General features: G+C 42.6%; 26 protein-coding genes and 1 riboswitch. Of the genes, 16 read left to right on the plus strand and 10 right to left on the minus strand.

What is annotated here, in order from left to right; all coding sequences use genetic code 11:
- Positions 1-204: 204 nt before the first annotated feature.
- A complete protein-coding gene (locus tag MKY18_RS01830) occupies positions 205-978 on the minus strand; it encodes a class I SAM-dependent methyltransferase (RefSeq protein WP_113768517.1) in 774 nt (257 codons plus the stop codon).
- A gap of 117 nt (positions 979-1095) precedes the next feature.
- Between MKY18_RS01830 and MKY18_RS01835 the strand changes: the two genes are divergently transcribed.
- Positions 1096-2001 (plus strand): LysR substrate-binding domain-containing protein, encoded by a 906-nt coding sequence (locus MKY18_RS01835; RefSeq protein ID WP_113768518.1) that lies wholly within the window; start codon positions 1096-1098, stop codon positions 1999-2001.
- 45 nt (positions 2002-2046) lie between these two features.
- On the opposite strand, the gene MKY18_RS01840 is transcribed toward MKY18_RS01835, so the two are convergent.
- Positions 2047-2832, minus strand: a complete 786-nt coding sequence (locus MKY18_RS01840; protein ID WP_342497690.1) for a carbon-nitrogen family hydrolase — start codon at positions 2830-2832, stop codon at positions 2047-2049.
- Between the two features lie 235 nt (positions 2833-3067).
- On the opposite strand from MKY18_RS01840, the gene MKY18_RS01845 reads away from it, so the two are divergent.
- Positions 3068-4024, plus strand: coding sequence for an acetylxylan esterase (locus MKY18_RS01845; protein ID WP_185108282.1), 957 nt, complete (start codon positions 3068-3070; stop codon positions 4022-4024).
- Between the two features lie 238 nt (positions 4025-4262).
- Here MKY18_RS01845 and MKY18_RS01850 read toward each other — a convergent pair whose 3' ends face one another.
- Positions 4263-4577, minus strand: coding sequence for a hypothetical protein (locus MKY18_RS01850; protein WP_044140457.1), 315 nt, complete (start codon positions 4575-4577; stop codon positions 4263-4265).
- Between the two features lie 60 nt (positions 4578-4637).
- Between MKY18_RS01850 and MKY18_RS01855 the strand changes: the two genes are divergently transcribed.
- The 5 genes from MKY18_RS01855 (at position 4638) to MKY18_RS01875 (ending at position 10863) form a co-directional block, all read left to right on the plus strand.
- Positions 4638-5441, plus strand: a complete 804-nt coding sequence (locus MKY18_RS01855; protein ID WP_126741567.1) for a nucleotidyltransferase domain-containing protein — start codon at positions 4638-4640, stop codon at positions 5439-5441.
- A 160-nt stretch (positions 5442-5601) separates the two neighbouring features.
- Entirely contained in the window at positions 5602-6519 is a 918-nt protein-coding gene (locus MKY18_RS01860; RefSeq protein WP_065098768.1) for a proline dehydrogenase, read from the plus strand.
- A gap of 23 nt (positions 6520-6542) precedes the next feature.
- Positions 6543-8090, plus strand: a complete 1548-nt coding sequence (gene pruA, locus MKY18_RS01865; protein WP_058015278.1) for an L-glutamate gamma-semialdehyde dehydrogenase — start codon at positions 6543-6545, stop codon at positions 8088-8090.
- A 128-nt stretch (positions 8091-8218) separates the two neighbouring features.
- Positions 8219-9451, plus strand: a complete 1233-nt coding sequence (locus tag MKY18_RS01870; protein WP_044140461.1) for a helix-turn-helix domain-containing protein — start codon at positions 8219-8221, stop codon at positions 9449-9451.
- A 113-nt stretch (positions 9452-9564) separates the two neighbouring features.
- Positions 9565-10863: an arsenic transporter gene (locus MKY18_RS01875; RefSeq protein ID WP_065098769.1), complete on the plus strand. Its 1299-nt coding sequence runs from the start codon at positions 9565-9567 to the stop codon at positions 10861-10863.
- Between the two features lie 46 nt (positions 10864-10909).
- Here the strand turns inward: MKY18_RS01875 and MKY18_RS01880 are convergent, their stop codons facing one another.
- Positions 10910-11587, minus strand: coding sequence for an amino acid ABC transporter permease (locus tag MKY18_RS01880; protein ID WP_065098770.1), 678 nt, complete (start codon positions 11585-11587; stop codon positions 10910-10912).
- A gap of 12 nt (positions 11588-11599) precedes the next feature.
- The gene (locus MKY18_RS01885; protein WP_003214277.1) at positions 11600-12472 is read right to left on the minus strand and encodes a transporter substrate-binding domain-containing protein; all 873 of its coding nucleotides are present in this window, start codon (positions 12470-12472) and stop codon (positions 11600-11602) included.
- Positions 12473-12652: 180 nt separating this feature from the next.
- On the opposite strand from MKY18_RS01885, the gene MKY18_RS01890 reads away from it, so the two are divergent.
- The gene (locus MKY18_RS01890) at positions 12653-12976 is read left to right on the plus strand and encodes a YckD family protein (protein WP_044140620.1); all 324 of its coding nucleotides are present in this window, start codon (positions 12653-12655) and stop codon (positions 12974-12976) included.
- Positions 12977-13031: 55 nt separating this feature from the next.
- On the opposite strand, the gene MKY18_RS01895 is transcribed toward MKY18_RS01890, so the two are convergent.
- On the minus strand, positions 13032-13796 hold the full coding sequence (locus MKY18_RS01895; protein WP_113768526.1) for an MBL fold metallo-hydrolase: 765 nt from the start codon (positions 13794-13796) through the stop codon (positions 13032-13034).
- A 115-nt stretch (positions 13797-13911) separates the two neighbouring features.
- On the opposite strand from MKY18_RS01895, the gene MKY18_RS01900 reads away from it, so the two are divergent.
- Complete coding sequence (locus tag MKY18_RS01900) at positions 13912-14328, plus strand: Lrp/AsnC family transcriptional regulator (RefSeq protein WP_044140465.1); 417 nt, start codon at positions 13912-13914, stop codon at positions 14326-14328.
- A 28-nt stretch (positions 14329-14356) separates the two neighbouring features.
- Positions 14357-15163: an AAC(3) family N-acetyltransferase gene (locus MKY18_RS01905; RefSeq protein ID WP_065098771.1), complete on the plus strand. Its 807-nt coding sequence runs from the start codon at positions 14357-14359 to the stop codon at positions 15161-15163.
- 1 nt (position 15164) lies between these two features.
- Here MKY18_RS01905 and MKY18_RS01910 read toward each other — a convergent pair whose 3' ends face one another.
- From MKY18_RS01910 to MKY18_RS01925, 4 genes are all read right to left on the minus strand, one after another.
- Positions 15165-15551 (minus strand): competence protein ComJ, encoded by a 387-nt coding sequence (locus tag MKY18_RS01910; protein WP_113768527.1) that lies wholly within the window; start codon positions 15549-15551, stop codon positions 15165-15167.
- Positions 15552-15671: 120 nt separating this feature from the next.
- The gene (locus tag MKY18_RS01915) at positions 15672-16160 is read right to left on the minus strand and encodes a methyl-accepting chemotaxis protein (RefSeq protein WP_342497819.1); all 489 of its coding nucleotides are present in this window, start codon (positions 16158-16160) and stop codon (positions 15672-15674) included.
- Positions 16100-16351 (minus strand): hypothetical protein, encoded by a 252-nt coding sequence (locus MKY18_RS01920; protein WP_268484570.1) that lies wholly within the window; start codon positions 16349-16351, stop codon positions 16100-16102. The genes MKY18_RS01915 and MKY18_RS01920 overlap by 61 nt, the downstream gene beginning before the upstream one ends.
- A gap of 126 nt (positions 16352-16477) precedes the next feature.
- Positions 16478-16906: a NucA/NucB deoxyribonuclease domain-containing protein gene (locus MKY18_RS01925; RefSeq protein WP_044140469.1), complete on the minus strand. Its 429-nt coding sequence runs from the start codon at positions 16904-16906 to the stop codon at positions 16478-16480.
- A gap of 367 nt (positions 16907-17273) precedes the next feature.
- Between MKY18_RS01925 and MKY18_RS01930 the strand changes: the two genes are divergently transcribed.
- From MKY18_RS01930 to MKY18_RS01955, 6 genes are read left to right on the plus strand one after another with little or no spacing between them, the layout of a single operon-like run.
- A complete protein-coding gene (locus MKY18_RS01930) occupies positions 17274-19343 on the plus strand; it encodes a hydantoinase/oxoprolinase family protein (protein ID WP_268484564.1) in 2070 nt (689 codons plus the stop codon).
- Positions 19333-21318: a hydantoinase B/oxoprolinase family protein gene (locus tag MKY18_RS01935; RefSeq protein WP_065098775.1), complete on the plus strand. Its 1986-nt coding sequence runs from the start codon at positions 19333-19335 to the stop codon at positions 21316-21318. The genes MKY18_RS01930 and MKY18_RS01935 overlap by 11 nt, the downstream gene beginning before the upstream one ends.
- Complete coding sequence (locus MKY18_RS01940; protein ID WP_065098776.1) at positions 21315-22400, plus strand: ABC transporter substrate-binding protein; 1086 nt, start codon at positions 21315-21317, stop codon at positions 22398-22400. The genes MKY18_RS01935 and MKY18_RS01940 overlap by 4 nt, the downstream gene beginning before the upstream one ends.
- Positions 22401-22408: 8 nt before the next feature.
- Positions 22409-23500, plus strand: coding sequence for an ABC transporter ATP-binding protein (locus tag MKY18_RS01945; protein ID WP_265208784.1), 1092 nt, complete (start codon positions 22409-22411; stop codon positions 23498-23500).
- A complete protein-coding gene (locus tag MKY18_RS01950) occupies positions 23500-24369 on the plus strand; it encodes an ABC transporter permease (protein ID WP_185108290.1) in 870 nt (289 codons plus the stop codon). The genes MKY18_RS01945 and MKY18_RS01950 overlap by 1 nt, the downstream gene beginning before the upstream one ends.
- Positions 24362-25165 carry an ABC transporter permease gene (locus MKY18_RS01955; protein ID WP_003214190.1) on the plus strand — a complete coding sequence of 268 codons (804 nt, stop codon included), beginning with the start codon at positions 24362-24364 and terminating at the stop codon, positions 25163-25165. Before MKY18_RS01950 ends, MKY18_RS01955 begins: the two co-directional genes overlap by 8 nt.
- A gap of 369 nt (positions 25166-25534) precedes the next feature.
- A riboswitch (cyclic di-GMP riboswitch) is annotated at positions 25535-25627 on the plus strand.
- The last annotated feature ends 1 nt before the right edge of the window (position 25628 follow it).

The following is a 25628-nucleotide window of genomic DNA, read 5'->3' on the forward strand; positions in this document are numbered from 1 at the left end:
AGTGAAGAACTTATTCTAAAGAGGGTAGGTTCTTTTTTTATTCAGAGGATCTATGTACAATTTTTAAAATGCCTAACCTATCTCCGTTCATTTATCATATAATAGTAACATGATCACGAACATGAAAAGCAATACCTGAGAGACAGTGAAGATGTATATACGAAATAAAAAGTCTACCGATGAAGGTAGACTTTTTCTATAAATTCAATTCTTGATTCCTTGAATGAATGCAGCTTTTAAGCAGAAGGAAATAGGCTGCTGCTGTGCATCGAATTGAAGCTGAAAGAGTTGTTTTGTATCAGGGTCTGCGGCTTGAAGATGGGAAACGATCTCCTTTTGAACATTCTCTGGTGTGCGTCCACGTGTGATCCAGTCTTGATAATCAATTTGCAGATCCCAGTAACGAATCTCTTTTTGAGTCAGTTGTTTGGCAGTGAAAAGCTCTTCCCATTCTGATAAAGAGCTTTCTCGCACATGAGAAGGATCTCTAAGTCTATTTAAGTGATTAATAAATGCATCCTGTGCAGCATTCTCAGGTGCATAATGATCGACGAGCAGGAATGTGCCGCCTTTTTTTAAGACACGGCTGATTTCAGACATGGCTGCGGGAAGGTTTGGAAAGTGGTGAGCGGCAAAGCGGCACGTCACGATGTCAAATGATTCATCAGCGAATGGCAAAGCTTCTGCGGCTGCCCGTTCGAAAGTAATATGTTTCAGCTGGCGTTCTTCCGCAAGTGCTGCTGCAACCTCGATCATTTTTTGCGTGACATCAATGCCGATTCCTTTAGAAATGATGTCTGAAAAGGAAAAAACGGTATGTCCAGCTCCGCAACCGATATCAAGTAAATACTCGTGACCCTTCGTATTTGCTGCCGCTTTTACCCATTCCAACTCTTCTCCGGCTGCAAATATAGGTGAATCGCGATAGTTCTCAGCATTTTGTGAGAATTGGTTTTCGGCTTTCGTATATGGATTCATTTCTTCTCCCCCTTTTGTTGTCTCTTTATCGTAGAATTCCTTTTGTTATTTGTCTAAGACATAAAAGATATGACTTGAATAGTTAAAACCTATGAGGTGATGAAAGTGGATATACGGATGATGGAATATGTCATGGAAGTGTACCGGCAGAAAAGTTTTACAAAAGCAGCGGATCAGCTTCACATTGCACAGCCTTCTTTAAGCCAACAAATAAAGAAGCTGGAAGAGGAATTAGACACCCCCCTATTTATTCGAAAGTATGGACAAGTCACACCCACACCTCAAGGGATTCGGTTCATTAAAAGGGCTGAGAACATTTTGAAGGAAAGAGATGATTTGCTGCGTGAAATGGGAGAAGCAGCTTATGAGGTGGGGAAAGAGCTGAACATTGGAGCGCCAGCCGTCACAGGGGGATATGTCTTACCCGGTTTATTAAAAACCTTTTGTCAAACGTATCCTCATGTTCACGTTCAACTAATAGAAGAATCACCTCGTGAGCTAGAAAAACTTCTATTGGCTGGTCAGCTGGATTTGGCTATTTTATCTATGCCGGTCGAGCATGAATCATTGAAAACGAAACACATGCTGACAGAGCCGCTTCTTCTTGCAGTTCCGCCATCTGCTCAACCTTGGTTACAGGCGGAATTGAACGATATCATCAATCAAGCAGATCAGAAAGGGACTGTTCCGTTTCGCCTTCTGGAAGATGCCGCATTTATTATGCTGAAAGAGGGATATGGCTTTCGGCAAGTGGTCACAGAACTCTGTCATCATCATAGTTTTCAGCCGAAGATAACCTTTGAAACAAGTCATATTCAAACAGCGCAGGCATTGGTCAAAAATGGGCTAGGTGTGACAGTTGTGCCGAAAATGGTGGCACAAGAGGAAAGGAACGAAGTCGCTTATTTGAAAATTGATTCAAGTCCAACCCGCACACTTGTGTTTGCATATGTGGAAGAAAGGTATTTAACGAAAGCCGCTCAAGCCCTAATGGACCTTTATCAAAATCAAGAAAAAGCTTAAACAAACGTTTAATTAAATGCAAAAAGCAGGGGAGCACCCTGCTTTTTAATAAATATCCAGCCGCTGATCTGTCATCACAGGAATCTGCTGTCTCACTTCATCCACTAGCTTAAGATCAATGTCCGCATAATAAATATCTTCCTCATGGTTTGTTTCAAGTAAAATACGGCCAAGTGGATCAATCACCATGGAGTGGCCAGGGAATTCAGTGTCTCTACTTGTGCCTGTTCTGTTAACAGCAATCATAAATGACTGATTTTCAATTGCTCTTGCGATGAGCAAGCTGCGCCAATGATCCACTCTTGCTGAAGGCCATTGCGCCGTATTGATAAGCACCTTCGCCCCTTTGTTGACAAGTGTTCTGGAAAGCTGCGGAAAGCGAAGGTCATAGCAGATCATGGCCCCGATCTTCACATCCTCATCATAGTCAAATAAACCAAGCTGATCACCAGCGGTTAAATAGTTGTGCTCATCCATTAAGCGGAATAAATGAATTTTATCATAATCGACTAAAAGCTCACCTTGGCGGTTAAAGACATACATCGTGTTGGTGATGTTGTCACTTTCTGAGCGCTTGTTCAATACACTTCCTGCAATGAGAACTACTTGGTGCTTACGGGCAAAGGAAGAGAAAAGCTGTTTTGTGCGTTCACCATTTACATCTGCAAGCTGATCGGCTTGTTCAAGAGCGTAACCGGTATTCCACATTTCGGGTAAAATGATCAGATCGGGCTGCTCGCGGATCGCTTCTTCTAAAAATGCTTCTGCTTTTTGAAAGTTCACATCAGGTTCTCCAATTTGTACGTCCATCTGGACAAGGGCGATTTTCATACAGGTTCCTCCTTTATTCGATGATTGCAAATATGAAATCCATGAATGGATCGATCGATTTTTTTGTCTGAGAATCTCTAGTTTTCAAGCCAGTTTCTTTATCATAAAGGTTTCAAACTTCTTTGCCAATAGAAATGTCAGAAGGTTTTGTCTTTTGTATAGAAAATGGCTTTCTTCGTCAAGAAAACAGTGATATGATACACACAACTAATAAAACAAAGGGGGATAGTAGGATATGCAATTGTTTGATTTACCATTAGATGAGCTAAAAAAGTATAAACCGAAGAAAACAGCACGTCCTGATTTCTCAGACTTTTGGAAGGCATCGCTTGAAGAACTGAACCAAGTGGAGGCAGAGCCAGCACTTGAACCTTATGATTATCCAGTAAAGGGAGTGAAGGTGTACCGTCTGACGTATCAAAGCTTTGATCATTCTCGAATTGAAGGCTGGTATGCAGTACCAGATCAAACAGGTCCACATCCAGCACTCGTTCATTTTCATGGCTATAATGCCAGCTATGACGGCGGCATTCATGACATCGTCAACTGGGCACTGCATGGCTATGCGACATTTGGTATGCTCGTCCGCGGTCAAGGCGGCAGTGAAGATAAGACAGTGACACCAGGTGCGCAGGCTTTGGGGTGGATGACAAAAGGCATTTTATCGAAAGAGACCTACTATTATCGGGGTGTTTATTTAGATGCGGTTCGAGCGCTCGCCGTGATTCAGTCCTTCCCGGAAGTGGATGAACACCGGGTCGGCGTGGTGGGCGGGAGCCAGGGTGGTGCATTAGCGGTTGCAGCTGCAGCACTTTCAGACATTCCGAAGGTCGTCGTGGCAGATTATCCGTACTTATCGAATTTTGAACGTGCAGTAGATGTGGCATTGGAGCAGCCTTATTTAGAAATCAATTCATACTTTCGCAGAAACAGCGATCCAGAAGCGGAAAAAAAGGTATTTGAGACGTTAAGCTATTTTGATTTGATCAATTTAGCCGGATGGGTGAAACAGCCCACATTGATGGCCATCGGTTTGATCGATCAAATCACCCCGCCATCTACTGTGTTTGCGGTATATAACCATTTAGAAACAGATAAAGATTTAAAGGTGTATCGCTACTTTGGACACGAGTACATCCCGGCTTTTCAAACAGAGAAGCTTGCCTTCTTACAAAAGCATTTAACGAATTAACAGAACAAAGAGGCCTCTCTAGGAGGGCCTCTTTAGATTGTTGACAAAGTGCTAAAATGATTTTTATTTTAGCACTTTGTCTTCTTTTTTCAGCGTGATAGAAAACCTTTGTAGTCTAGGAAGGGCGAGCACTGGCGCGGAGCGAATTGAACATTCGTGAGCACCAGCGCGCAGACCTGACAACGAATGCGAGGGTTTGTCTATACGCTGAAGAGGCCTCTCTAGGAGGGCCTCTTTTTTAATAGCTCGTATTCTGTCTCGTTTTTTCATCAGGCACTAACGCGGTGATAATCAGGGCAAGGGCAGTGATGATATGAAGAATGAATCCGAGAATCGGAATCCATGCAAGGCAGGATGTGACAATTCCGATGATACTTCCAATCATTGGTCCCTGGTCTCGCCTCGATAAGACGAGTGTGATAATATGCAGAATAAGCATGACCATAAGCGGTGAATAGCCATTGCTGATAACGAATAGACCTCCGATCACAGGGATGGCAAGGCAAGCTTCAAAAATCCCAGTGATCCATTTCATAATGCGAGATATAGACATCAGATCCAACTCCTTTTTCATATATGTCTTATTCGTATTTTCCCAAAACGTGAAGAAGTCATGCAGAATTCTATAGAAAGAGTTGATGAACGCTTGAGAGAGAGAATTAAGGAAGAGCTGAAAATCATCGAAGAAACGTATGACGTAAAGATTTGTCTTGCCGTCGAATCAGGCAGTAGGGCATGGGGATTTCCCTCGACCGATAGTGATTATGATGTTCGTTTTTTATATGTTCCCCGGAAAGAATGGTATTGGGCGATGGAAGAGCATCGTGATGTCATTGAACGACCGATTGATGACGTGCTTGATATCAGCGGCTGGGAGCTTAGAAAGGCACTTCGCTTATTCAATAAATCAAATCCATCCATTATGGAATGGCTGTCTTCTGATATTATCTATGCTGAATCTTTCTCTTTGGCAAAGCAGCTAAGAGAATTAAAGGATCGAGCGTTTTACCCTGCGGCTTTGATGTATCATTACCTCAATATGGCGAAGCGGAATGAGAGCCGGCATTTACGAGGAGAGCAGGTGCAAATCAAGAAGTATTTCTATGTGCTTCGTCCGCTTCTTGCCTGTCAGTGGATTGAACGTTACCGAACAGTTCCACCAATGGACTTTCATGAATTGCTCAAGGAGCTAGTGGAGGAAGGCCCGCTTTTAGCAGAAATTCACGAACTGCTCAAACGTAAAATGGATGGAGAAGAAATGAATGTAGAGAACCGTCTCGCTCATGTCCATCCATTTATTGATAAAGAACTGGCGCGTTTTGATGAATTGGTGAAAAGCTACAATCAGCCGAAAGACAATCTGATACAAGAATTAAATGAGCTGCTGCAGTCTACCCTTGATGAGGTGTGGGCGTAGGAGGGAAGAGCCAGCCGGATAGCGGCAGGCTCTTTTTTTTCTCTTATTGTGATAAAACCACAAAAAAAGTCAGAATTTTTGTCATCTTCAAATATTGTAGCGGACAGCTTATGAGCCTTACAATAAAGACATAGCTTACAAAGAGTGGGAGGTGCCCTTTATGGAGTCGGTCACAAGAAATTTCTTCTTGTTTTTGTCAAAAAGCAGTCTCTTGAACCATATTGCTCGTAATTGGGGAAGTGCTGTTGCATCTAAGAAAATCATCGGTGGGAAAGATTTTGAGAGCGCTATCTCTGTCATTAAACGATTAAATGATCAAGGAATGGCTGTAACAGTCGATCACCTTGGTGAGTTTGTCACTAAGGCAGAGATTGCAAATGAGCGGACGGATGAGTGTATTCAAACCATTCAGCGGATTGCTGAGGCGGGACTCAATTCCCACGTGTCACTCAAAATGACATCACTCGGCCTGGATATTGACGATGACCTTGTGTATCGCAATATGAAACGTATTTTAGATACGGCAGAAAAACACCGTATCATGGTGACAATCGATATGGAGGATGAACAGCGCTGTCAAAAAACGCTGGACATTTTTAAAGAAATGAAATCTCAATATGAGTATGTCAGTACGGTCCTGCAGGCGTATTTGTACAGAACAGAAAAGGATCTTGATGACCTCAATGAGCTGCAACCATTTTTACGACTTGTAAAGGGTGCCTATAAGGAATCCGCCGAAGTGGCGTATCCAAACAAAAAAGACGTTGATCAGAATTACAAGAAACTGATCGAAAAGCAATTACTCACAGGGAACTATACAGCCATTGCGACACATGACGATCAAATGATCGAGTTTACGAAAAATATTGTGAAAAAACACAATATACCGACAAGTCAGTTCGAATTTCAAATGCTGTATGGCATGAGGTCAGAAACGCAGCAGGCACTTGTGAAAGAGGGCTATCAAATGAGGGTCTATACCCCATATGGACGAGAGTGGTATGGCTACTACATGAGACGTCTTGCAGAACGGCCGGCAAACATTGCCTTTGCTTTAAAAGGGATGACGAGAAAATAATTTGAAACGGGAGCGTGACAAAGATGACAACACCTTACAAACATGAACCATTCACGGATTTTAGCCAGGAAGAAAATCGCAAAGCGTTTGAACAAGCATTAGCAAAGGTAACAGAATCACTGGGTCAAACCTATCCGCTCGTGATTAATGGAGAAAGAATCGAAACGAAAGATCAAATTGTCTCGATCAATCCAGCGAAAAAGGATGAAGTTGTTGGAACCGTATCAAAGGCCGGAAAAGAAGAGGCAGAACAAGCGGTTCAGGCTGCGGCGAAAGCATTTGAAACTTGGCGCTATACGTCTCCAGAAGAAAGAGCCAGCGTCATCTTCCGTGCTGCGGCAAGCATTCGCCGTAAAAAGCATGAGTATTCAGCCCTTCTTGTCAAAGAAGCAGGTAAGCCTTGGAATGAAGCGGACGCAGATACAGCAGAAGCGATCGACTTCCTTGAATATTATGCTCGTCAAATGCTGGAGCTGGCGAAAGGCAAACCAGTGAACAGCCGCGAAGGAGAACACAATCAATACGTATACACACCAACTGGCGTGACGCTCGTCATTCCGCCGTGGAACTTCTTGTTTGCCATTATGGCAGGAACAACAGTAGCACCAATCGTTACAGGGAACACAGTTGTCTTAAAACCTGCAAGTGCAACTCCTGTCATTGCGGCACGTTTTGTGGAAGAGCTTGAGCAAGCAGGTCTTCCAAAGGGTGTGGTGAACTTTGTACCAGGAAGCGGAGCAGAGGTTGGAGATTACTTAGTCGATCACCCGAAAACAAGCCTGATTACATTCACTGGCTCAAGAGAAGTAGGGACACGTATCTTTGAACGCGCGGCAAAAGTACAGCCAGGTCAGCAGCATTTAAAGCGTGTCATTGCTGAAATGGGTGGTAAGGATACAGTGGTTGTAGATGAGGATGCAGACGTCGAATTAGCGGCTAATGCCATTTTCACATCAGCCTTCGGTTTTTCAGGTCAGAAATGTTCAGCTGGATCTCGGGCTGTCGTCCACGAGAAGCTGTATGACCAAGTGATCGAGCGAGTGAAGGAAATCACAGAAACGAAAACAACAGCGAACCCTCTTTCTGCGGATGTCTACATGGGACCTGTCATTGATCAAGCGTCCTTTGACAAGATCACGGATTATATCGAGGTGGGCAAACAGGAAGGCCGCTTAGTCACTGGCGGAACGAGTGATGATTCAGAAGGATACTTCATTCACCCAACCATTTTTGCAGATCTTGAGCCAACATCTCGCTTGATGCAAGAAGAAATCTTTGGACCTGTCTTGGCCTTCTCGAAAGTATCTAGCTTTGATGAGGCACTTGAAGTAGCCAACAACACGGAATATGGTTTGACAGGTGCTGTCATTACCAATAATCGTGATCATATCAACCGTGCGAAGCAGGAGTTCCATGTAGGGAACCTCTACTTTAACCGTAACTGCACAGGAGCCATCGTAGGATATCACCCATTCGGCGGATTCAAAATGTCAGGAACCGATTCAAAAGCAGGCGGTCCAGATTACCTAGCTCTACACATGCAGGCAAAAACGATTAGTGAAATGTTTTAAGTTGGAAAAGCATGAACCTGTGCACACGGGTTCATGCTTTTTTTTTGCTTGTCTACGACTTGTTTCTATGCAAATCTGTCCGGAAAGAAGTATGATAAATGTATTACTTAATTCAGGGAGCAATCGGGATGGAAGAGATATTAGAAAAGCTTCATACATTTTTTGATGTCGATAAGTTAATTGCATTTATTAGCGGGTATTTAAAAAAACCAGTCATTTTAGAAAGCACAGAGTGTCAGCTCCTTGCTTATAATTCTTACAGCATTCAGCAGTTTGACCCAGTCAATCAGCAAACGATTTTCTCAAAGGAATGTCCGGGGTCTGTAGTCGATTGGTTAAAGAAAACAGGGGTCATTGAGCGGCTTCACAAGGAGTCAAAGCCTTTTTATGTGAGCGGTCATGACGAGCTCGGGTTTAATCGGCGGGTGGCTGTGAGCGCCAAGCATAAACAAGAGGTTGTCGGCTTTATTTGGGTGCAGGACATTGAAGATTCTCTCTCTCAGGAGGAGCTGCAATTTTTGCATGAAGCTTCCTTTCAAGTGGGAAAAGTGATTTATAAGAATAAGAAACAGCTGGAGAAAAAGGAAGGCAAGATTGAAGAATTTTTCAAAAAGGTCATGGATGATCATTTTTATACAGAAGAAGAACTGAAGTGGGAGGCTGAGAATTTAAGCATCCCGCTGCCAGCCGTATTTACTGTCATGGTCGTACACGCTGCCGATAACAAAAGTGAGACGGCAGAAGATGTGAAGGATGTCATTCGAACGTATTTGCAGCTAGAAGATAAGGTGAATCACGTATACTCCGTTCAAGCCGACATTGTCGTCATATTGGGCAGCTTGTCAGACCGGCACTCACCGAAAGCGACTGCGGCTGACGTCATCGCTCATCTGCAATCGAAAGCGCATGCCCATCCTTCTCCATTGTATATTGGGATGGGAAGAGAGTATCGAGATGTCATGAAAATGAGCACAAGTCGATTTGAAGCGATAGAGGTCGTGAAGGCTGTGAAAATTGTGGGGGGACAAGAGCTGATTCCATATGATTACGAGAATCTTGGGGTTTTCCGCTTCTTAGACTCGATTTACAGCCATCAAAAAAAGAAAAATGACTTCAATCCAGATTTGTTACGTTTGAAGGAAAAAGACCGAGACAGCCAAACCTCATTTTTAAAAACGCTTGAAGTCTATTTATTGAATAACTGCAAGCTAAAGCCAGCCGCAGAGCAGTTGTTTATTCATCAAAATACATTAAACTATCGAATGAAACAAATCTTTGATATGACCTCAATCGATTTAAGTCACTTCAGCCAGCGATGTGAGTTATTTATTGAATTGATGCTGATGAAAAAAGATCAATAGTCATCGAATCCGCAGGTGCCCGGGATCACCTGCGGGTTTTCATGTGAAAATGGCATACAACGGCCGTGTTTCGTTGTATGATAGATAAGGATTTTATGAAAGGGGGGCCACCTTTGGGAGCAGTCACCTTGGCCATTTTGATTTTCATCCTGACCCTCGTCCTTGTCATTTGGCAGCCAGGACGTTTAACCATTGGATGGTCAGCATGTGGAGGCGCCATTCTTGCACTTGCCTTTGGTGTCGTTCATCTGGGCGATGTGTGGGAAGTGACGCAAATAGTATGGAACGCGACATTTGCGTTTATTGGCATTATTATTATTTCGTTAATTTTAGATGAAATTGGGTTTTTCGAATGGGCTGCACTGCATATGGCAAAAGCCGCAAAAGGGAACGGTGTCCGCATGTTTATTTATTTAACATTGCTCGGCGCTGTCGTGGCTGCTTTTTTTGCGAATGATGGAGCGGCACTGATTTTGACCCCGATCGTCTTGTCTGTGGTGAGAGCGTTAAAGCTGGATGAGCGGATGATCCTGCCTTTTGTGATGGCGAGCGGCTTTATTGCAGATACAACCTCCTTGCCATTTGTCATTAGTAACTTGGTCAATATCGTATCAGCCGACTATTTTCATATTGGGTTTCTTGAATATACAGCAAACATGTTCGTGCCAAACCTTGTGTCACTTGGAGCAAGCATGTTAGTGCTTTATGTGTTTTACCGAAAGCTTATCCCAAAAACATACGATGTATCACAGGCGAAGGAACCGGCATCAGCTATCCGGGATATCCGCATGTTCCGCTTGTCTTGGTACGTGCTTGGCTGTCTGCTTGTCGGTTATTTTGCAGGGGAACTCATTGGGGTTCCGGTCTCCATCATTGTGGGCGGTATTGCTCTTGTCTTCTTGTGGCTGGCAAGAAGAAGTCCCCAAGTGGCGACAAAACGTGTCGTAAAAGAAGCACCGTGGTCCATTGTCTTTTTCTCAATCGGCATGTATGTCGTCGTATATGGACTGAAGAATGTCGGTCTCACAGAAATATTGGCGGCATGGATCGAACAAGGAGCATCGCATGGCTTGCTTGCGGGAACGATGTTTATGGGTGTGCTTGCCGCAGTGCTGTCCTCTGTCATGAACAATCTGCCTACTGTGTTAATTGATGCGATTGCGATCGGTCATACAGATACAGCAGGCGTCATGAGAGACGGATTGATTTATGCCAATGTCATCGGCTCTAACCTTGGTCCGAAAATGACCCCTATCGGCTCATTGGCGACATTGCTGTGGCTTCATGTTCTTAAGAAAAAGGGCGTCCATATCTCTTGGGGTGCATACATGAAAGCCGGAATCATCCTGACCATCCCAACCTTGATCCTTACTTTATTGGGGTTATATGCGTGGTTATGGCTCATACATTAAAGCTGAATATAAAAAAGAGCAGGTCGCTTGGATCTGCTCTTTTTTGTTACAGATATTTTGCATAGCGTTTTTCTAAAAAGTCCTGAAGTAATGAGACTACGCTGCAAATGCCCCAGTAAATGAGGGCGACCAAAATATACATGGTCATATAATCGAATTCGCGCCCACCTACGATCTTTGCTTGCTGGAATAGCTCGGGGACAGTAATCATCGCAGCTAGTGAGGAGGCTTTGATTAAATCGAGCATGACATTGGTCAATGGTGGCAGTGCGATGCGGACGGATTGAGGCAAAATGACACCGCGCATCGTTTGCCAATAGTTGAGACCTAGTGATTTGGCAGCTTCCACCTGTCCACTCGGCACAGATGAGAGGGCCGCCCGATTGATTTCTGCAATATAGGCAGCGCTATTGAAGCTGAATCCAATAATGGCAGCAGTGACCGCTGTAAACTCAATGCCGATATAAGGAAATCCAAAATAAAGAATAAACAAAATCACCAGAATGGGCACGCCACGCATGAATGAGATATACAGCCGTGCAGGCAGCCAAAGCATCCACGTATTCGCCATTCTGGCAAGCGCAATAAAAAAGCCAAGAATGGTGCCAAAAAACATGCTCACAAAGGAAATGAGCAGCGTCAGCCAGATGCCTTTCATGACAAATGGAAATGACGCCTTTGCCAGTGCAGGATTAAATATATATTCTAAATGAATATCTCCCACGCTTGCGGCTCCTTATTTAGAAATGTCGACATCTTCGACATCAGCATCTATTTTCTTTGAGACGTCTGCATGATTAAAGAATTTTTCGGAAATCTTTTTCATGGTTCCGTCTTTTTTCATTTCTTTTAAGACACGATTTAATTCTTTTTGAAGCTCTGTGTTGTCCTTCTTCATCACAAAACCTTGTTCGTTTGGCATGTATTTTAAGTCAGGGTGAATCGTAATATTTAATTTTGGGAATGCAGCTAGAGCTAGTGTCTGCAAGTAATAATCATTTAGAATGACATCTGTACGACCGTTAGCGACATCCTTTAAGTATTGCTCGTTTGTCGCATTATCATAAATGACTTCCTTCGCACCGTACTTGCGAGCGACATCCATATAAATCGTTGTGGCAGCACCAGCTGCTTTCTTTCCTTTTAAATCTTTTAACGTTTTAATGCCAGACAAATCATCTTTTCTTACGATCGCTGTGCCATAAGAATATTTATAAGGAGTTGAAAAGGCGAACTTATCTTTTCTGTCATCTGTGATGTCAATGTCATTTGCAGCGGCATCCACTTGACCAGAATTAATGGCGCTCAGCATGCCATCATAGCCCATTTCTTTAAATTCTACTTTCACATCCAGGCGTTTAAATGCTTCTTTGACCACTTCCACTTCATAACCAGTCAATTGATCCTTGCCATTAGCGGTATCATGATATGACGTTGGATAAAGGGTGCCTGAAGTAGCAACCACGATTTTCCCTTTCTTTTGAATCTCATCCCACTTTGAATCTCCAGACTGAGAAGAGCCTGATTGACTGCAAGCAGACAAGACAAGTATGAAAGCAGACACAACAAGCATTACCCAGATCGATTTTCTATGATAAAAACGACTCATTTAAGAATCCTCCTCTATTTTTTATACAAAACAAAACATAGCACGCTTTTTCTGTTAGGACAACGTTTTCAGAAGAAAAGCGAAAAAGTAAGAATATTATGTGCAATTTGCAACGTGAGATAATGTATAAAAAAGGAAAGTGTGTACAAAATAAATGCGAATAAAGGAGGGAAGAAAATGATGAAAAAAATAAGTGGCTTGATCATATTATCGGTGATGCTGTTGTCTGGTTTTTATATGGAAACAGCTCATGGAGAAACACCCCAAATGGAAAAGCGTCCAGTAACGCATCAAGTAAAACTAACGACAGAACAACAAAAACAAATTGAAACGCTTGAGCAGCAAATTCTTTCTAAACGAAAAGAAGTGATTGAGAAGTACGTCCAATATGGTGTGTTAACAAAGGAACAAGGTACACATATTACGAAACGAATGGATGAACATTACAATCATTTGAAAAACAACGGATTTGTGCCATTGCTGAAAAAACCACAGCACCATTGACCATAAGGATGAAACCGGCAGCGAGGTGCCGGTTTTTTATTGTTTATCAATCTATTCAGAAGGAGAGACTTTCACCATCTTTAGGGACAAAAATGGCTTGTGCTGCTTGATGCTCTTGAATGTAAGCTTGTAAAGAGGCTCTTGTTAGTAAGCAATGATTCACTGCCTCAAGGTGAGTAGCGACAATTTGTGCTGTTGGGTGAGAACGGTGAACGTCTAAAATGTCTTCCTTCGTCATCGTAATTGGATCGCCTTCTAAAAATTGAGCAGCTCCGCTATTGACCACAATGACATCTGGCTTGCAAGTATTGATAACCTCCTTCGGCTCATCACACCAAATGGTATCACCTGCAATGTAAAGGGTAGGTTCATCAGGGTGAAAGAAAACAAAACCGCTGACCTGTCCCATCCGCTTTGCAATTTCTCCTGTCCCATGCTGTCCACCTGTCCGCTGAATATGAACACCATAAATGTCTATTTCATCTTCAATGCATGTGACATGCTGGAAACCGGCCTCTTCAACTTCTTTTTTGTCATTATCCGATTGCGTATAAATTGGTTGGTCTTGGGCTAATTTTTGTTTCGCCTCGTCATCAAAGTGATCCATGTGCAAATGAGTGAGTAAGACAGCATCTGGGTGTAGCATGTTGTCTAAGTCAATGTTTACAGGCAGATCAACAATCGGATTGTTCAAATGTTGATTGGCTGTATGAGGAAACGGTGGATATGTTCCTTTTGCTGCTAAAAAGGGATCAATGAAGAAAGTTGCCTGACCATATTCAAGGTAGAAAGTAGCATTCCGAATGAGCGTGATTTTCATGAAAAGGCCTCCTTTTTTTCTGATTAAGTTTACAGTATATTAAAAGAGTTCCATGTGACAGAGGGTTGTGAAAGTCTTTCATCAGGAGGACTTGATTTTTGAAAGAGGTGAGCCAATGTTAGACCAAACCGATATGGATATTTTAAAAGAGCTCTCAAAAAACAGTCGATTAACTATGAAAGCGCTAGGTGAAAAAGTTCATTTAACGGGTCAAGCTGTTGCAAATCGTGTGTTAAAGCTTGAAGAAGAGGGTGTGATTGAAGCATATACCATTTCGATTGACTGGCGGACGCAAAAGACCATCCAAACATTTATGCAGCTCTATACTCGCAGTCATCATCACGAACCACTTCTGTCATTTCTCGACCGACAGGAAGAGATCAAGAATTTATTTAAAATAAGTGGTGAGGGCTGCTATATGGCTGAAGGCCATTTCTTCAGTCATGATGAACTGGATCTGTTTTTAACGGAGCTGACAAATTACGCAAATTATAAACTGTCTATTGCGGTTAAGCGTCTCATTCATCAGTAAGAAAAGAGACGCAGGAGGAAAAAGAACGATGAAAAAATTAATCGAAAATCAAGCTGAACCGGTGACAAAGGAAAAAATCAAAGCAGACTTGGTTCAACTTGGTGTGAAAAAAGGCATGATTTTATGTGTTCACTCATCCTTATCATCTATCGGCTGGGTAAACGGAGGCGCTGTTGCCCTCATACAAGCATTGATGGAAACCTTAACAGAAGAGGGGACACTGATCATGCCGGCACAAACGTTAGAGATTTCTGATCCCGCTGATTGGATCGATCCGCCTGTTCCTTTTTCATGGTGGAAATCGATCAAAGACACGATGCCTGCATTTGATCCAGCTTACTCGATGCCAACAGCAATGGGAAAGGTAGCGGAAACGTTTTGGAAATACCCGGGCGTGGCGAGAAGCAATCATCCTCATTTTTCATTCACGGCCTGGGGGAAAAAGAAACATGAGCTTCTGAAACACCACGCACTTTCTTTTGGATTAGGGGAACATTCGCCTCTAGCCCGCATGTATGATCTTCAGGCTCAGGTGCTGCTGATTGGTACGTCTTTTGAAAGTCTGACAGCTTTCCATCTGGCTGAATATCGCATCCCTCAGCAAGACTTCATGACAAGAGGAGCTCCCATCTTAGAAAATGGATGGAGGGTATGGAAAGAGTACCAAGATATTATCACAAGAGAAGAACTATTTGAGCAGATCGGCCGTGACTTTCTTCTATCAGGAGGCACTCATCATCACGGTCAAATCGGGCTTGCCAGTTCATATTTATTACCGGTGAGAGAATCGGTAGACTTTGCGGAAAAGTGGCTTGATTTGTACGATCAGTCGTGACCTACACCGTTTGGAAATTCATATGATAAAGGTCTTGATCAGGCTGCTGAGAAGTATAGCAGGTGAGCTGATAGTCTCCCTTTGGAATAGGGAAAGACAGCACCTGAGCCATGACGCTTGTGATATAAACTTGATCGCTTGCATGCGTAAAAGGCACTGTGACCGTTCTATCAGCCGAAGCTGGGGGCATATTGCTATTTAAAGTTACGGTAACAGATGCTTTTCCGTTGTTGACCCCTTCAAAGGATACACCGTGATCTCCCATGGCGAATCCTTGAAGAATGTCATCATCTGACCAGTCAATCACAGGTGGTGTTTTGCTTCCGGTGTATACGGTGATTTGGTGATAGGAGATAGATAGGGAATAGGCTTGGTTTAAGTTATTCATTTAAAAAACTCCTTTATACAAAGATTTTCATTGGAATGTGAATGGTTGAAAGAATGATTCTTGAAGAGAATGTTAGGCAGCAAGACGATTGTCGCCGTCTTGCGCTTCTATATGAGGAATCTAGATGTGAAATTGTGAAACCATTGCTTTTAAATCTCCTGCTAAATGAGCAAGAGCTTCTGATGAAGCAGTTACTTCTTCCGTTGCGGCAAATTGTTCTTCTGGTAAACCGGCTACTTGCTGTGAATGTTCACTCGTTAGTTTAACCCCTTCTGTAATAGTGGCAAAGGATCGTTTCGCATCGTTTGTATAAGCTGCGATTTTTTGTGATGCACTAGATAAATGCTTGATGCCATCTGCCACTTCTCTCATTGACTGTTGAATATCAATAAATGATTCTTCTGTATGAGAAATAAGTACAGTCCCTAGAGCCGCTTCCTCTCTTACTCGTTTGATCGCATTTGTTGAATGAGTCATCTCTTTTTGGATTTCAGAAATGAGATGGGAAATCAAATTTGATGATGCTTGTGATTCCTCAGCGAGCTTTCTCACTTCGTCTGCGACAACCGCAAATCCTTTCCCATGCTCGTCTGCTCGTGCTGCTTCAATTGCTGCGTTTTGAGCAAGTAGGCATAGCCTAGCTTTACATCACCTTTTGCTTTTTCAGTGGCCATGTGCTTGATGTTTTCTGTCATTTCACGATTCACCACATAACCAACAATTGCTGAAAAGATGATGATGACACTTAAAAAGATCAGCAAAATTTTGGCACCAAGCCTCAGTTTCCCCTTGTTCTTCATGCTTTTTGACTCCTTTAGGTATAAGGTAGGATAAACCTCCTTAAGGATTATCGGCATGAAAAAAATGTTTGAAATACCTGAATGCAGTTACAAGGAAATTGTTTTAGATAGAAAAGGGAAATGGCGTTAATCGATGATAAATTGTATTCTTGTGCCGTCAGGATCATCCGATAATTGATGACCGACCCATGAGCCTGCTCCTCTATTATCTGAAGGATTAATATATTTGACTGAAGCTCCTGTTCCTCCTTCCTTACACATCGCCATCGGCCATTCGTCCCGATCATACCCGCGCTTTGTTGGGATGCCATGAAGTGATTGTTCTCTTTGTTCATCGCTATGTTTACGGTCAATCGTACATACGGATGAATGGCCTTCATCAATGGCCTCTTCTATGTGCTTAGCGGTTTCGGGGTAACGATCTGATGGGAAGTGAATCGTTTTGTCATAAGATGAATTCGTCGTCTCTTGTTTACTTTGCTCCAGCTGAATATAGCCTGTTGCTACACCAACGACGATCAGTAAAAGCAAGAGAATGATTTTAAGAAGTTTCATAGATGCTAGCTCTCTTTCTTGTTTGCGTATTTTGTAAACAGAAGTATAGCAGAATTACTTACCAATTTCTCCTGGTTTTGAAAAAACGCCTTTTAAAGTTCGAAAAACGGTTTTTATCCATTTTCTTGCTTTTCACATTTGTAAAAATTCATAAAAATTTTAATTTTTCAGTTCATAAAAAGATTATGCTTTATCAAAATGGCTTTATCACTGCTTTTTGGGCTAATTTCAAGAATTTAACACACAGAAATTTTGAAAAAATAAAATTGACTAGACCGATATGCTTTAATAATATGGAGTCAAATATCAAAAAATGTCGTAATTTATCAAAATATCATTCTATTTACATTGTAGGAGGGAAGTACAAATGGCGGATGTCTCTTATCGGCTTGGCATAGACATAGGCGGAACATTTACTGACTTATCGCTGATGAATGAAGCAACAGGGGCGCTAACTGAACTCAAAACACCCACAGTGACTGACGACCCAGCTCAGGGAATTATCAATGGGCTAAAACTTCTAAAAGACAGAGGTGTTGATTTATCTAAAATCCAATATCTCGTACATGGCATGACAATCGGTCTTAATACATTATTGCAGAGAAAAGGAGCAGATTTGGCCCTTTTTGTGACGGAAGGCTTTCAAGACATATTGTCACTACAGCGTTTACGATTACCCATTCCTTATGACTTCAATTCTCGTTTGCCAGAACCATTGATACCTCGAAAGCATGTATATCCAATCTCTGAAAGGTTGATACACGATGGTACGATCAAAAAACCTCTCCATCTGCAGCAATTAGATCATGCTGTCCAGCAGGTTATGTCTAAAGGACTAGCAGGTATTGTCATTTCTTTTTTACATAGCTATCAAAATCCAGTTCATGAATTACAGGCAAAAGCCTATATCAAACACCATTATCCGCAATTAGAAGTCCTTACTTCATCTGAATTATGGCCCCAAATGAGAGAATACGAGCGTACTGTGATGTCTGTTGTCAATTTGTATATCCAACCAAAGGTGAAACAGTATTTACAAACATTGAAAAGCCGTTTGAAAGAAGAAGGTGTACCAATTTCTCCATACATTACACAATCAAATGGTGGTTTAATGGATGCAGAAAGTGCAGCAACTTCACCTGTTAAAACACTTTTTTCTGGTCCGGCAGCTGGTGTCATTGGTGCGGCAAGAATTGCAGCCGCTGCAAACGAATCCAATCTGATCACGTTTGATGTTGGGGGGACGAGTGCAGATATCTCCATTATTCAAAATGGACAGCCTACAATGGCTCAGTCAAATCAGCTTTCAGGTTTTCCGATCATTCTTCCATCTGTTGCGATGTATTCAATAGGGGCAGGCGGGGGTTCGGTTGCATGGATTGATCAGGGTGGGCTTCTCAAAGCAGGACCAGAATCAGTTGGCTCACAGCCGGGACCAGCTTCGTATGGAAAGGGAATGAAAGCCGCCTTAACTGACGCGTTCCTCATATGTGGTTATCTCAATCAAGAGCGTTTTGCCGGAGGACATTTACAACTACAGCTGTTCGCGGCGGAAAAGGCCTTTCAGCCAATTGCTGACCAGCTCAACAAAACGGTAGAAGAAGCGGCTGACCAGCTGATTCAAGTAGCTGTCGCCAATATGTACACAGAATTAAGCAATGTCATGGAGCAGCAAGGGTTTGACCCAAGAGATTTTAGTTTACTAGCGTTTGGCGGAGCAGGACCGGTTGTAGCGAATTTCCTTGCGAGAGAAATTCATGCGAAAAACGTGGTCGTTCCTCCAAGTCCAGGAACATTATGTGCATTAGGTGCCTTGAACGCTGATTTTATTCATGATGCGGTACTGTCGAAGAAAATATGTTTACAAGACTACTCGATAGATCAACTAAAACAAGATTATGAGATGCTTTCTCGAAAAGCGACTGATTGGTTCAGTCAGCAGAACATTCAGCATATTAAACAGACATCCATACTATTATTGGCAGATGCACGTTATCAAGGACAAGCCTTTGAGATTGAATTACCATTATCAGCTGAATGGCTGAAGCAAGAACAAGATATCCATCAACTCATTGAAGCCTTTCACAAACTACATCAGCGTCAATATGGTCATAGAGATGATCAGGCGAACATCGAGTTTACTCATTTACGAGTTCGAGTCATAGGCGAGACGCCGCCACTGCCTTTCACACCTGTTCATGAAAGCAGCGGACAATCTTTGAAGCCACATGAATACAGGCGAATTTTTATAGAAGAAAAAGAATATGAAGCAGCTATTTATCACAGAGATACTTTGTCAGTAGGTTCTGTCATTAATGGACCTGCCATCATTGAGCAGGATGATACAACAATATTGATTCTGCCAAATTGGGCAGGCGGCATTGATCAATCAGGGAACTTGGTGATTTCAAGGGAGGCGGCTTTACATGAGAACTGATCCAGCAAAGCTTGAGATGATGCGCAGTTATTTTAATGCAATTGCATCTGGCATGGGACATGTCATTGAGCGGACGTCTTTTACGACTTTCGTCAAAGAATCAGCTGACTTTGCGACAGCGTTAGCCACGCCTTCTGGAGATTTCTTCGTTTATCCGAAGACAGTGGGTGTCACGATCTTTTTAGGGCTGAGTCTTAAAAAAGCGATTGAAGAGAGCGGACCGATGCAGCCAGGAGATATTATCATCACAAATGATCCTTATACGACAGATGGTTTAGCGACTCACCTGCCGGATGTCCATATCATTAAGCCGATCTTCGTAGATGGTGAAATTGTCAGCTATGCTTGGTCTTTTGTTCATGTAAGTGATGTGGGCGGACTTGTGCCCTCGAGTATTTCGCCGACAGCGACCGATGTTCATCAAGAAGGATTAAGAATACCGCCAGTGAAAATTTATGAAGGCGGAAAAGAGAATCAGGTCGTACGTACTTTTTTAAGAGCCAACAGCCGAGCCAGTCATTTAAATGATGGGGATATCAATGCAATGATTGCTGCAGTAAATACAGCAGAAATTCGCTTAAAAGAAATGATCGGGAAATTTGGAATAAATGAAGTGAAACAAGGAATGATGGACCTCCTGAAACAATCTGAGGTTCGTGCAGGAAAGGTCATTGAAGCCATTCCGGATGGAACGAGTGAATTCGCTGATTATTTAGATGATGATATGATCTCGGATGTGCCGATACGGTTGAAAATTAAGTTAACGGTCAAAGGAAAGCGGCTAACGCTTGATTTTTCTGAGTGTGACCCGCAAGTGAAAACAGCTTTTAACCTTGTCACCAATGGTCAGAAGCATTCCTTCCTATATCAAGGATTGATTAATTACATTATTAGTAAAGATCCCTATATACCGATTAATGGCGGAATCACATATCCGATTGAAGTGATTTCCCCTAAAGGGACGCTAGTGCATCCAGAATACCCGGCTTCTGTTGGTATTCGGCATTCAATTACGATGCGGTTGTTCAATGTCGTGCTAGGCGCCATTGGTAAGCTGTTACCTGAAGCAGTGCCGGCAGCAGGTGCAGGTCAATCAGCTATTGTTGTTCTCTCTGTTCCTGATAATCAAACAGGCGGCAGGAAAATGTCTGTTGTCGAACCATTAGGCGGAGGCGGTGGTGCTCAAAATGGAACGGACGGAGTAGATGGTATTGATCATTCGTCTGGCTTTTTGAAGAATACACCTATTGAGAGTTTAGAACAGCATATTGATATTCATGTTCACCGATATGAGATTTTGCCAAACACAGGCGGAGCAGGAGAAAACAGAGGCGGACATGCGATTGGTTTGGAATTTGAAATGATCAAGCCTGAATCCATGGTGACCGCACGAGGTATGGAACGTATGAAGTTTCAGCCTTGGGGGCTAATGGGCGGACGAGCGGGAGCTATCGGTGAGGTCAAGCTAGTCACAGCAATAGGTGAAAAACAAGACCAGCCGAAAATAGATGTTCTGCGTCTTGAAAAAGGCGATATTGTGCAATTGATATCACCAAGTGGAGGCGGTTGGGGAAATCCATTTGCAAGAGAGAAAGAAAAAGTCCTTCATGAAGTGGAAGCAGGTTTATTAAGTGAAGAAAGAGCGCTGCAGCAATATGGCGTTAAAGTGTATCTAGACCAAAATGAATGGAAGATTGATGAGGAGCAAACGAATCAGTTTCGTGAAAAGGGTAATCATCCTGCTAATATCATGTGGGATGTCGGAGAACACAGAGAAGCTTATGAGAAAGTATGGACGGATGAAGCCAGTAGCGAGCTTGCTGTGCGGCTGCGTTCCTACCCAGCCAATGAACGTACACATTATAAACATGCAGTTCATCAATATTTCAGTCATAGAAATGAGCCGTTAACAAAGAAAGATATTATTCAAGCACTTCGTCATATGGATGGACAAAAAGGGGGAAATGAATCATGAAAAGAAGATTAATCACTATTTTTGCAGGTGTTCTGTCAATGATTTTACTGCTGACAGCTTGCGGTTGGAATGGACAGGATCAAGGTAAACAGCAGCAGACTGTGATCGTTGGCGTATACGGGGGCGATTGGGAAAAGAATATCAAACCGATCCTCGAAAAGTTTGAAAAAGATACGGGAATTAAAGTCCAAACCGTCTCTGGTGCGGATTCTGAATGGTTTACAAAATTAAAAGCGTCAAATGGTAAAAATCCACCGTATGACCTGCTTATTTTACAGCCTGATACGATTCAAAGAGGCATTGCAGCAAACGTTCTTGCACCTATCGATGAAGATCAAGCACCGAATGTCAAAAAACTTTACCGTTCTGTCCAAAAGAAGCTCACTGTTGATGGAAAACAATATGCAGCAGGCTTTAGTATGGGTCAGCTTGGAATTGCTTATCGAAAAGACCTCGTAAAGCAGGAACCAAACAGCTGGACAGACCTATGGAGCAGTCAGCTAAAAGGGAAGGTAGCCATTTCATCTCCGACTTATTCAGCCGGGTTGCAATTTTTCTCTGCGCTTGTCCATGCTCAAGGGGGGACAGAATCAAATCCTAAGGATATTGATAAAGCCTTTAAAAGCCTTTCGCAATTAAAAGGGCATGTTGCTGCTTTTCCAGATAATCCAGGGTCTATTCAAACCTTGTTAGAACGTGGTGACGTCGTAGCAGTTCCATATTGGGATGGACGAGCATTTGCACTTGAAGAAGAAGGAATGAGTATTGGTTTTTCATATCCGAAAGAAGGCGCTGTTGCAGCAGTTGCGAGCTGGGCTTTAACGAAGGGAAGTCAGCATGAGGAAGCGGCTTACAAACTATTAAACTATTTAAGTGGAAAAGAAGCTCAGGAAGCTTTCTCGGAAAAATCTTATTATGGTATGTCGAATTCTGATGTGAAATACGGTGACAAGATTAAGGGGAAGGTCAAGGTTGGAGAGAATTATTATAGCAAGCTGACTTGGGTAGATTACGAAACAGCAACTTCGGAGCTGGGAAATTGGACAAATCGATGGAACGAAGTATTAGGCGGAGGAAAATAGGTGATCGTATGAGTGGAATTCATTTAGAACATATCAGCCAGCATTTCGGCGAGCAGATTGCTCTTAACGATGTCAGTCTTACGGTGAAAGAGGGAGAGTTTTTCTCCCTTCTTGGTCCTAGCGGCTGCGGGAAATCAACGTTATTAAACATCATTGGCGGTTTTTTAGAACCAACAAAAGGTGTCGTCTATATTGGTGATCAGAATGTGACGAATTTACCGCCTTATCAAAGAAAAACGGGTATGGTTTTTCAAAGCTATGCACTCTTTCCGCATCTGACCGTATTTGATAATGTGGCGTATGGGTTAAAGGTTCAAAAGAAAAAGAAGGCTGAAATCAAAGAGAAGGTAATGGAGAGTTTATCTCTTGTGCAATTAGAGGCGTTTGCGAAACGTATGCCGCATCAATTAAGTGGTGGACAGCAGCAGCGGGTAGCGATTGCAAGGGCGCTTGCGATTCAGCCATCTGTTCTTCTTCTTGATGAACCGCTCAGCAACCTAGATGCAAAACTAAGAAAAAATATGCAGACGGAGCTTCGAAATATTCAAAGGAATGTCGGAATTACCACCATTCTCGTGACCCATGATCAAGAGGAAGCATTAAGTCTTTCTGATCGGGTTGGGATTTTAGGAGAGGGGAAAATCCAGCAGATTGGAACGCCTTTAGAGGTGTACCGCCAGCCAAACAATCGATTTGTTGCTGAATTTATCGGACAAGTGAACCTATTCGAGGCAGTCTATGATGAAGCGAAAGCTATATTTATCGTTCCTCATTTAATCCAGTCAAACAGGCAGGAAGTTCAGTTAAAGGCAGCGGCACACCAAGAGAAGAAGGAGAAGCATTTACTCATGCTCCGTCCGGAAAGAATCAACATATCTTCTGAGCGGGAAGACGTTCAGTCTAACCATGTATCAGGCGTGCTGGCAGATGTCAGTTATATTGGTCACTCATTACGTTTGGTGGTAGAGCTCGATAGCGGTGAAATGATTGTCCATGCTTCCGATGCAGCATTTCCTGAACTGCCGAAAGCTGGAGAAGCTATTCATATCAATTGGCAGCCTGAAGATATTGTTTTCCTAGATTCGAAGGTGCATACGTGATGCGTATCAAGAAAAAGAATCAGCGATTTCATTGGTTCATGCTGCTGCCGGCGTGTTTGTTCCTTGTTGTATTTCTTCTAGCACCGCTTGTGATGATGTTCGTCCTCAGTTTTCGTGATGTGGATTCAATGATGAACACATTACAAACGTATAGCTTTTCTCAATATATACATGTGTTCACGACAGATGCGTATGTGAAGGCGATTGGAAGTACAGTGTGGGTAGCCTTACAGACAACGGTGATTTGTTTATTGATGGCATACCCTGCAGCATACGTGCTCGTCAAGGCACCTCATCCACGTCTGCGGGCATTTTTCTATATCTTACTTGTCTCCCCGCTTTTGACAAGTGTTGTGATTCGGACGTTTGCATGGATTGTCCTTCTTTCACAAAATGGTCTGATCAATGGCATGTTATTAGATTTACATGTGGTTGAGAAGCCGCTCTCTATGTTGTGGAATATGAATGCGGTGATTATTGCTTATGTTCAGGTCATGCTGCCTTTTGCAGTGCTGCCTATTGCGACGAGCTTAACCGATATGGATCGTCATTTACGACCGGCTTCTATGAGTCTAGGAGCTGGACGAATTCGAACCTTCTTTCATGTGACCTTTCCATTGACCATTCCAGGGATGGTGACAGGGGCTATCATTGTCTTTTCGCTGGCAGCTGGGAGCTATATCACTCCGCTCTTAGTCGGCGGAAGAATGCAGCCGCTGCTGCCGCTGTCTATTTATCAGCAAGTCATGCAGGTGTATAACTTGCCTCTTGCTGCAGCGATGTCCTTTACGTTATTGGTTTGTGTGCTTGTGGCGGTCAGTTTATTAAGCTATCTATTGAAGCGCTGGGAGGCGAGGATGCATGCGTAAAAAATCATTAGGTGATCGCTTGCTTTCCATCCTGATTTGGACTGCTGGGTCATTGGTTTATCTCTTTTTGACCATACCTGTTCTTGTCATTGTCTTATCTGCTTTTAGTCCAAATGCCTTTCCTGAATTTCCGCCGACTTCGTTCTCTGTTCGTTGGTTTCAAGAGGTCGTGTCGAATCCAGAATGGATGGAGTCTCTGCGTATCAGTGTGATTTTGCTATTCATCGTAACGCCTCTCACGGTTCTTTTAGGCACGATGGCTTCGTATGCTTTAGCAAGGCTTTCCTTTAAGGGAAAGGAGGCCATTCAAGCCTTCATTTTGTCACCTCTTATGATTCCTCAAGTAGTGTTAGGGATTGCCATGCTTTATTTGTTTACGGCTATGGGGTTTACGGGGTCTTTGTGGGCGCTTGTTATAGGTCACGTCATTATTGGCTTTCCCTATGTGGTTCGAACAGTAGGCGTCAGTGTATCGAATTTGGACCCACGGCTTGAGCTAGCTTCAATGAATCTTGGCGCAGGACCCATTCGCACATTCTTTCGAGTGACGCTGCCTTTGATAAAGCCAGGAATTATTGCAGGCGGGGTGTTTTCAGCTGTGACGTCATTTGGGGAAATATCGATTAGTTTGTTCGTTTCCTCTCCTCAAACGATTACGATTCCCGTCAGGACGTTTAATTACATTGAGCAAACCTTTGATCCGAGTGTCAATGCGATATCTGTCATATTTATTATCATTTCTATCATTGCGTTGCTCATTATTGAAAAAACAATTGGCCTGTCTAAGGTGATGTAAATATAATGAAGAAACAAGGGAGCTGTCATTTGAAATGGCAGCTCTTTTTGTGTTGTTTTTACGGTAAATATTTTCAATTTTTTAGGAAATATAGTTCTTAAGATTTAAGAAATTGTGGAGGGTGGACGGAGACCTCTATCCTACATTTTCGGTCATATTTGCAAAATTTAAGGGGAAAGATGAAATTTTTGCGGTATTTAGTCGATTATTTTCGGTTGAACGCAACTATTATTAGTTATTTTCGGTAAATATCGTAAATTATTATGTGATTCATTCGGCATAACGCATGAATCTTTACACCCATTTTTCGGTGAAAAAAACAATAATTTCATATAAAGTGGACGTAAATAGAAAATATTTAAAAAGAAAAGAAGAAAAAGGCAAATCTATGGAAACGTAGAGACGCAAAGCCATGTCCTAAGGTAAATGTTGCTTTTTTACTATGGTCGGCAGGTTACCGAAT

The organism is Bacillus sp. FSL R7-0672 (assembly GCF_038601465.1).
Taxonomy (GTDB): domain Bacteria; phylum Bacillota; class Bacilli; order Bacillales; family Bacillaceae; genus Bacillus; species Bacillus pumilus.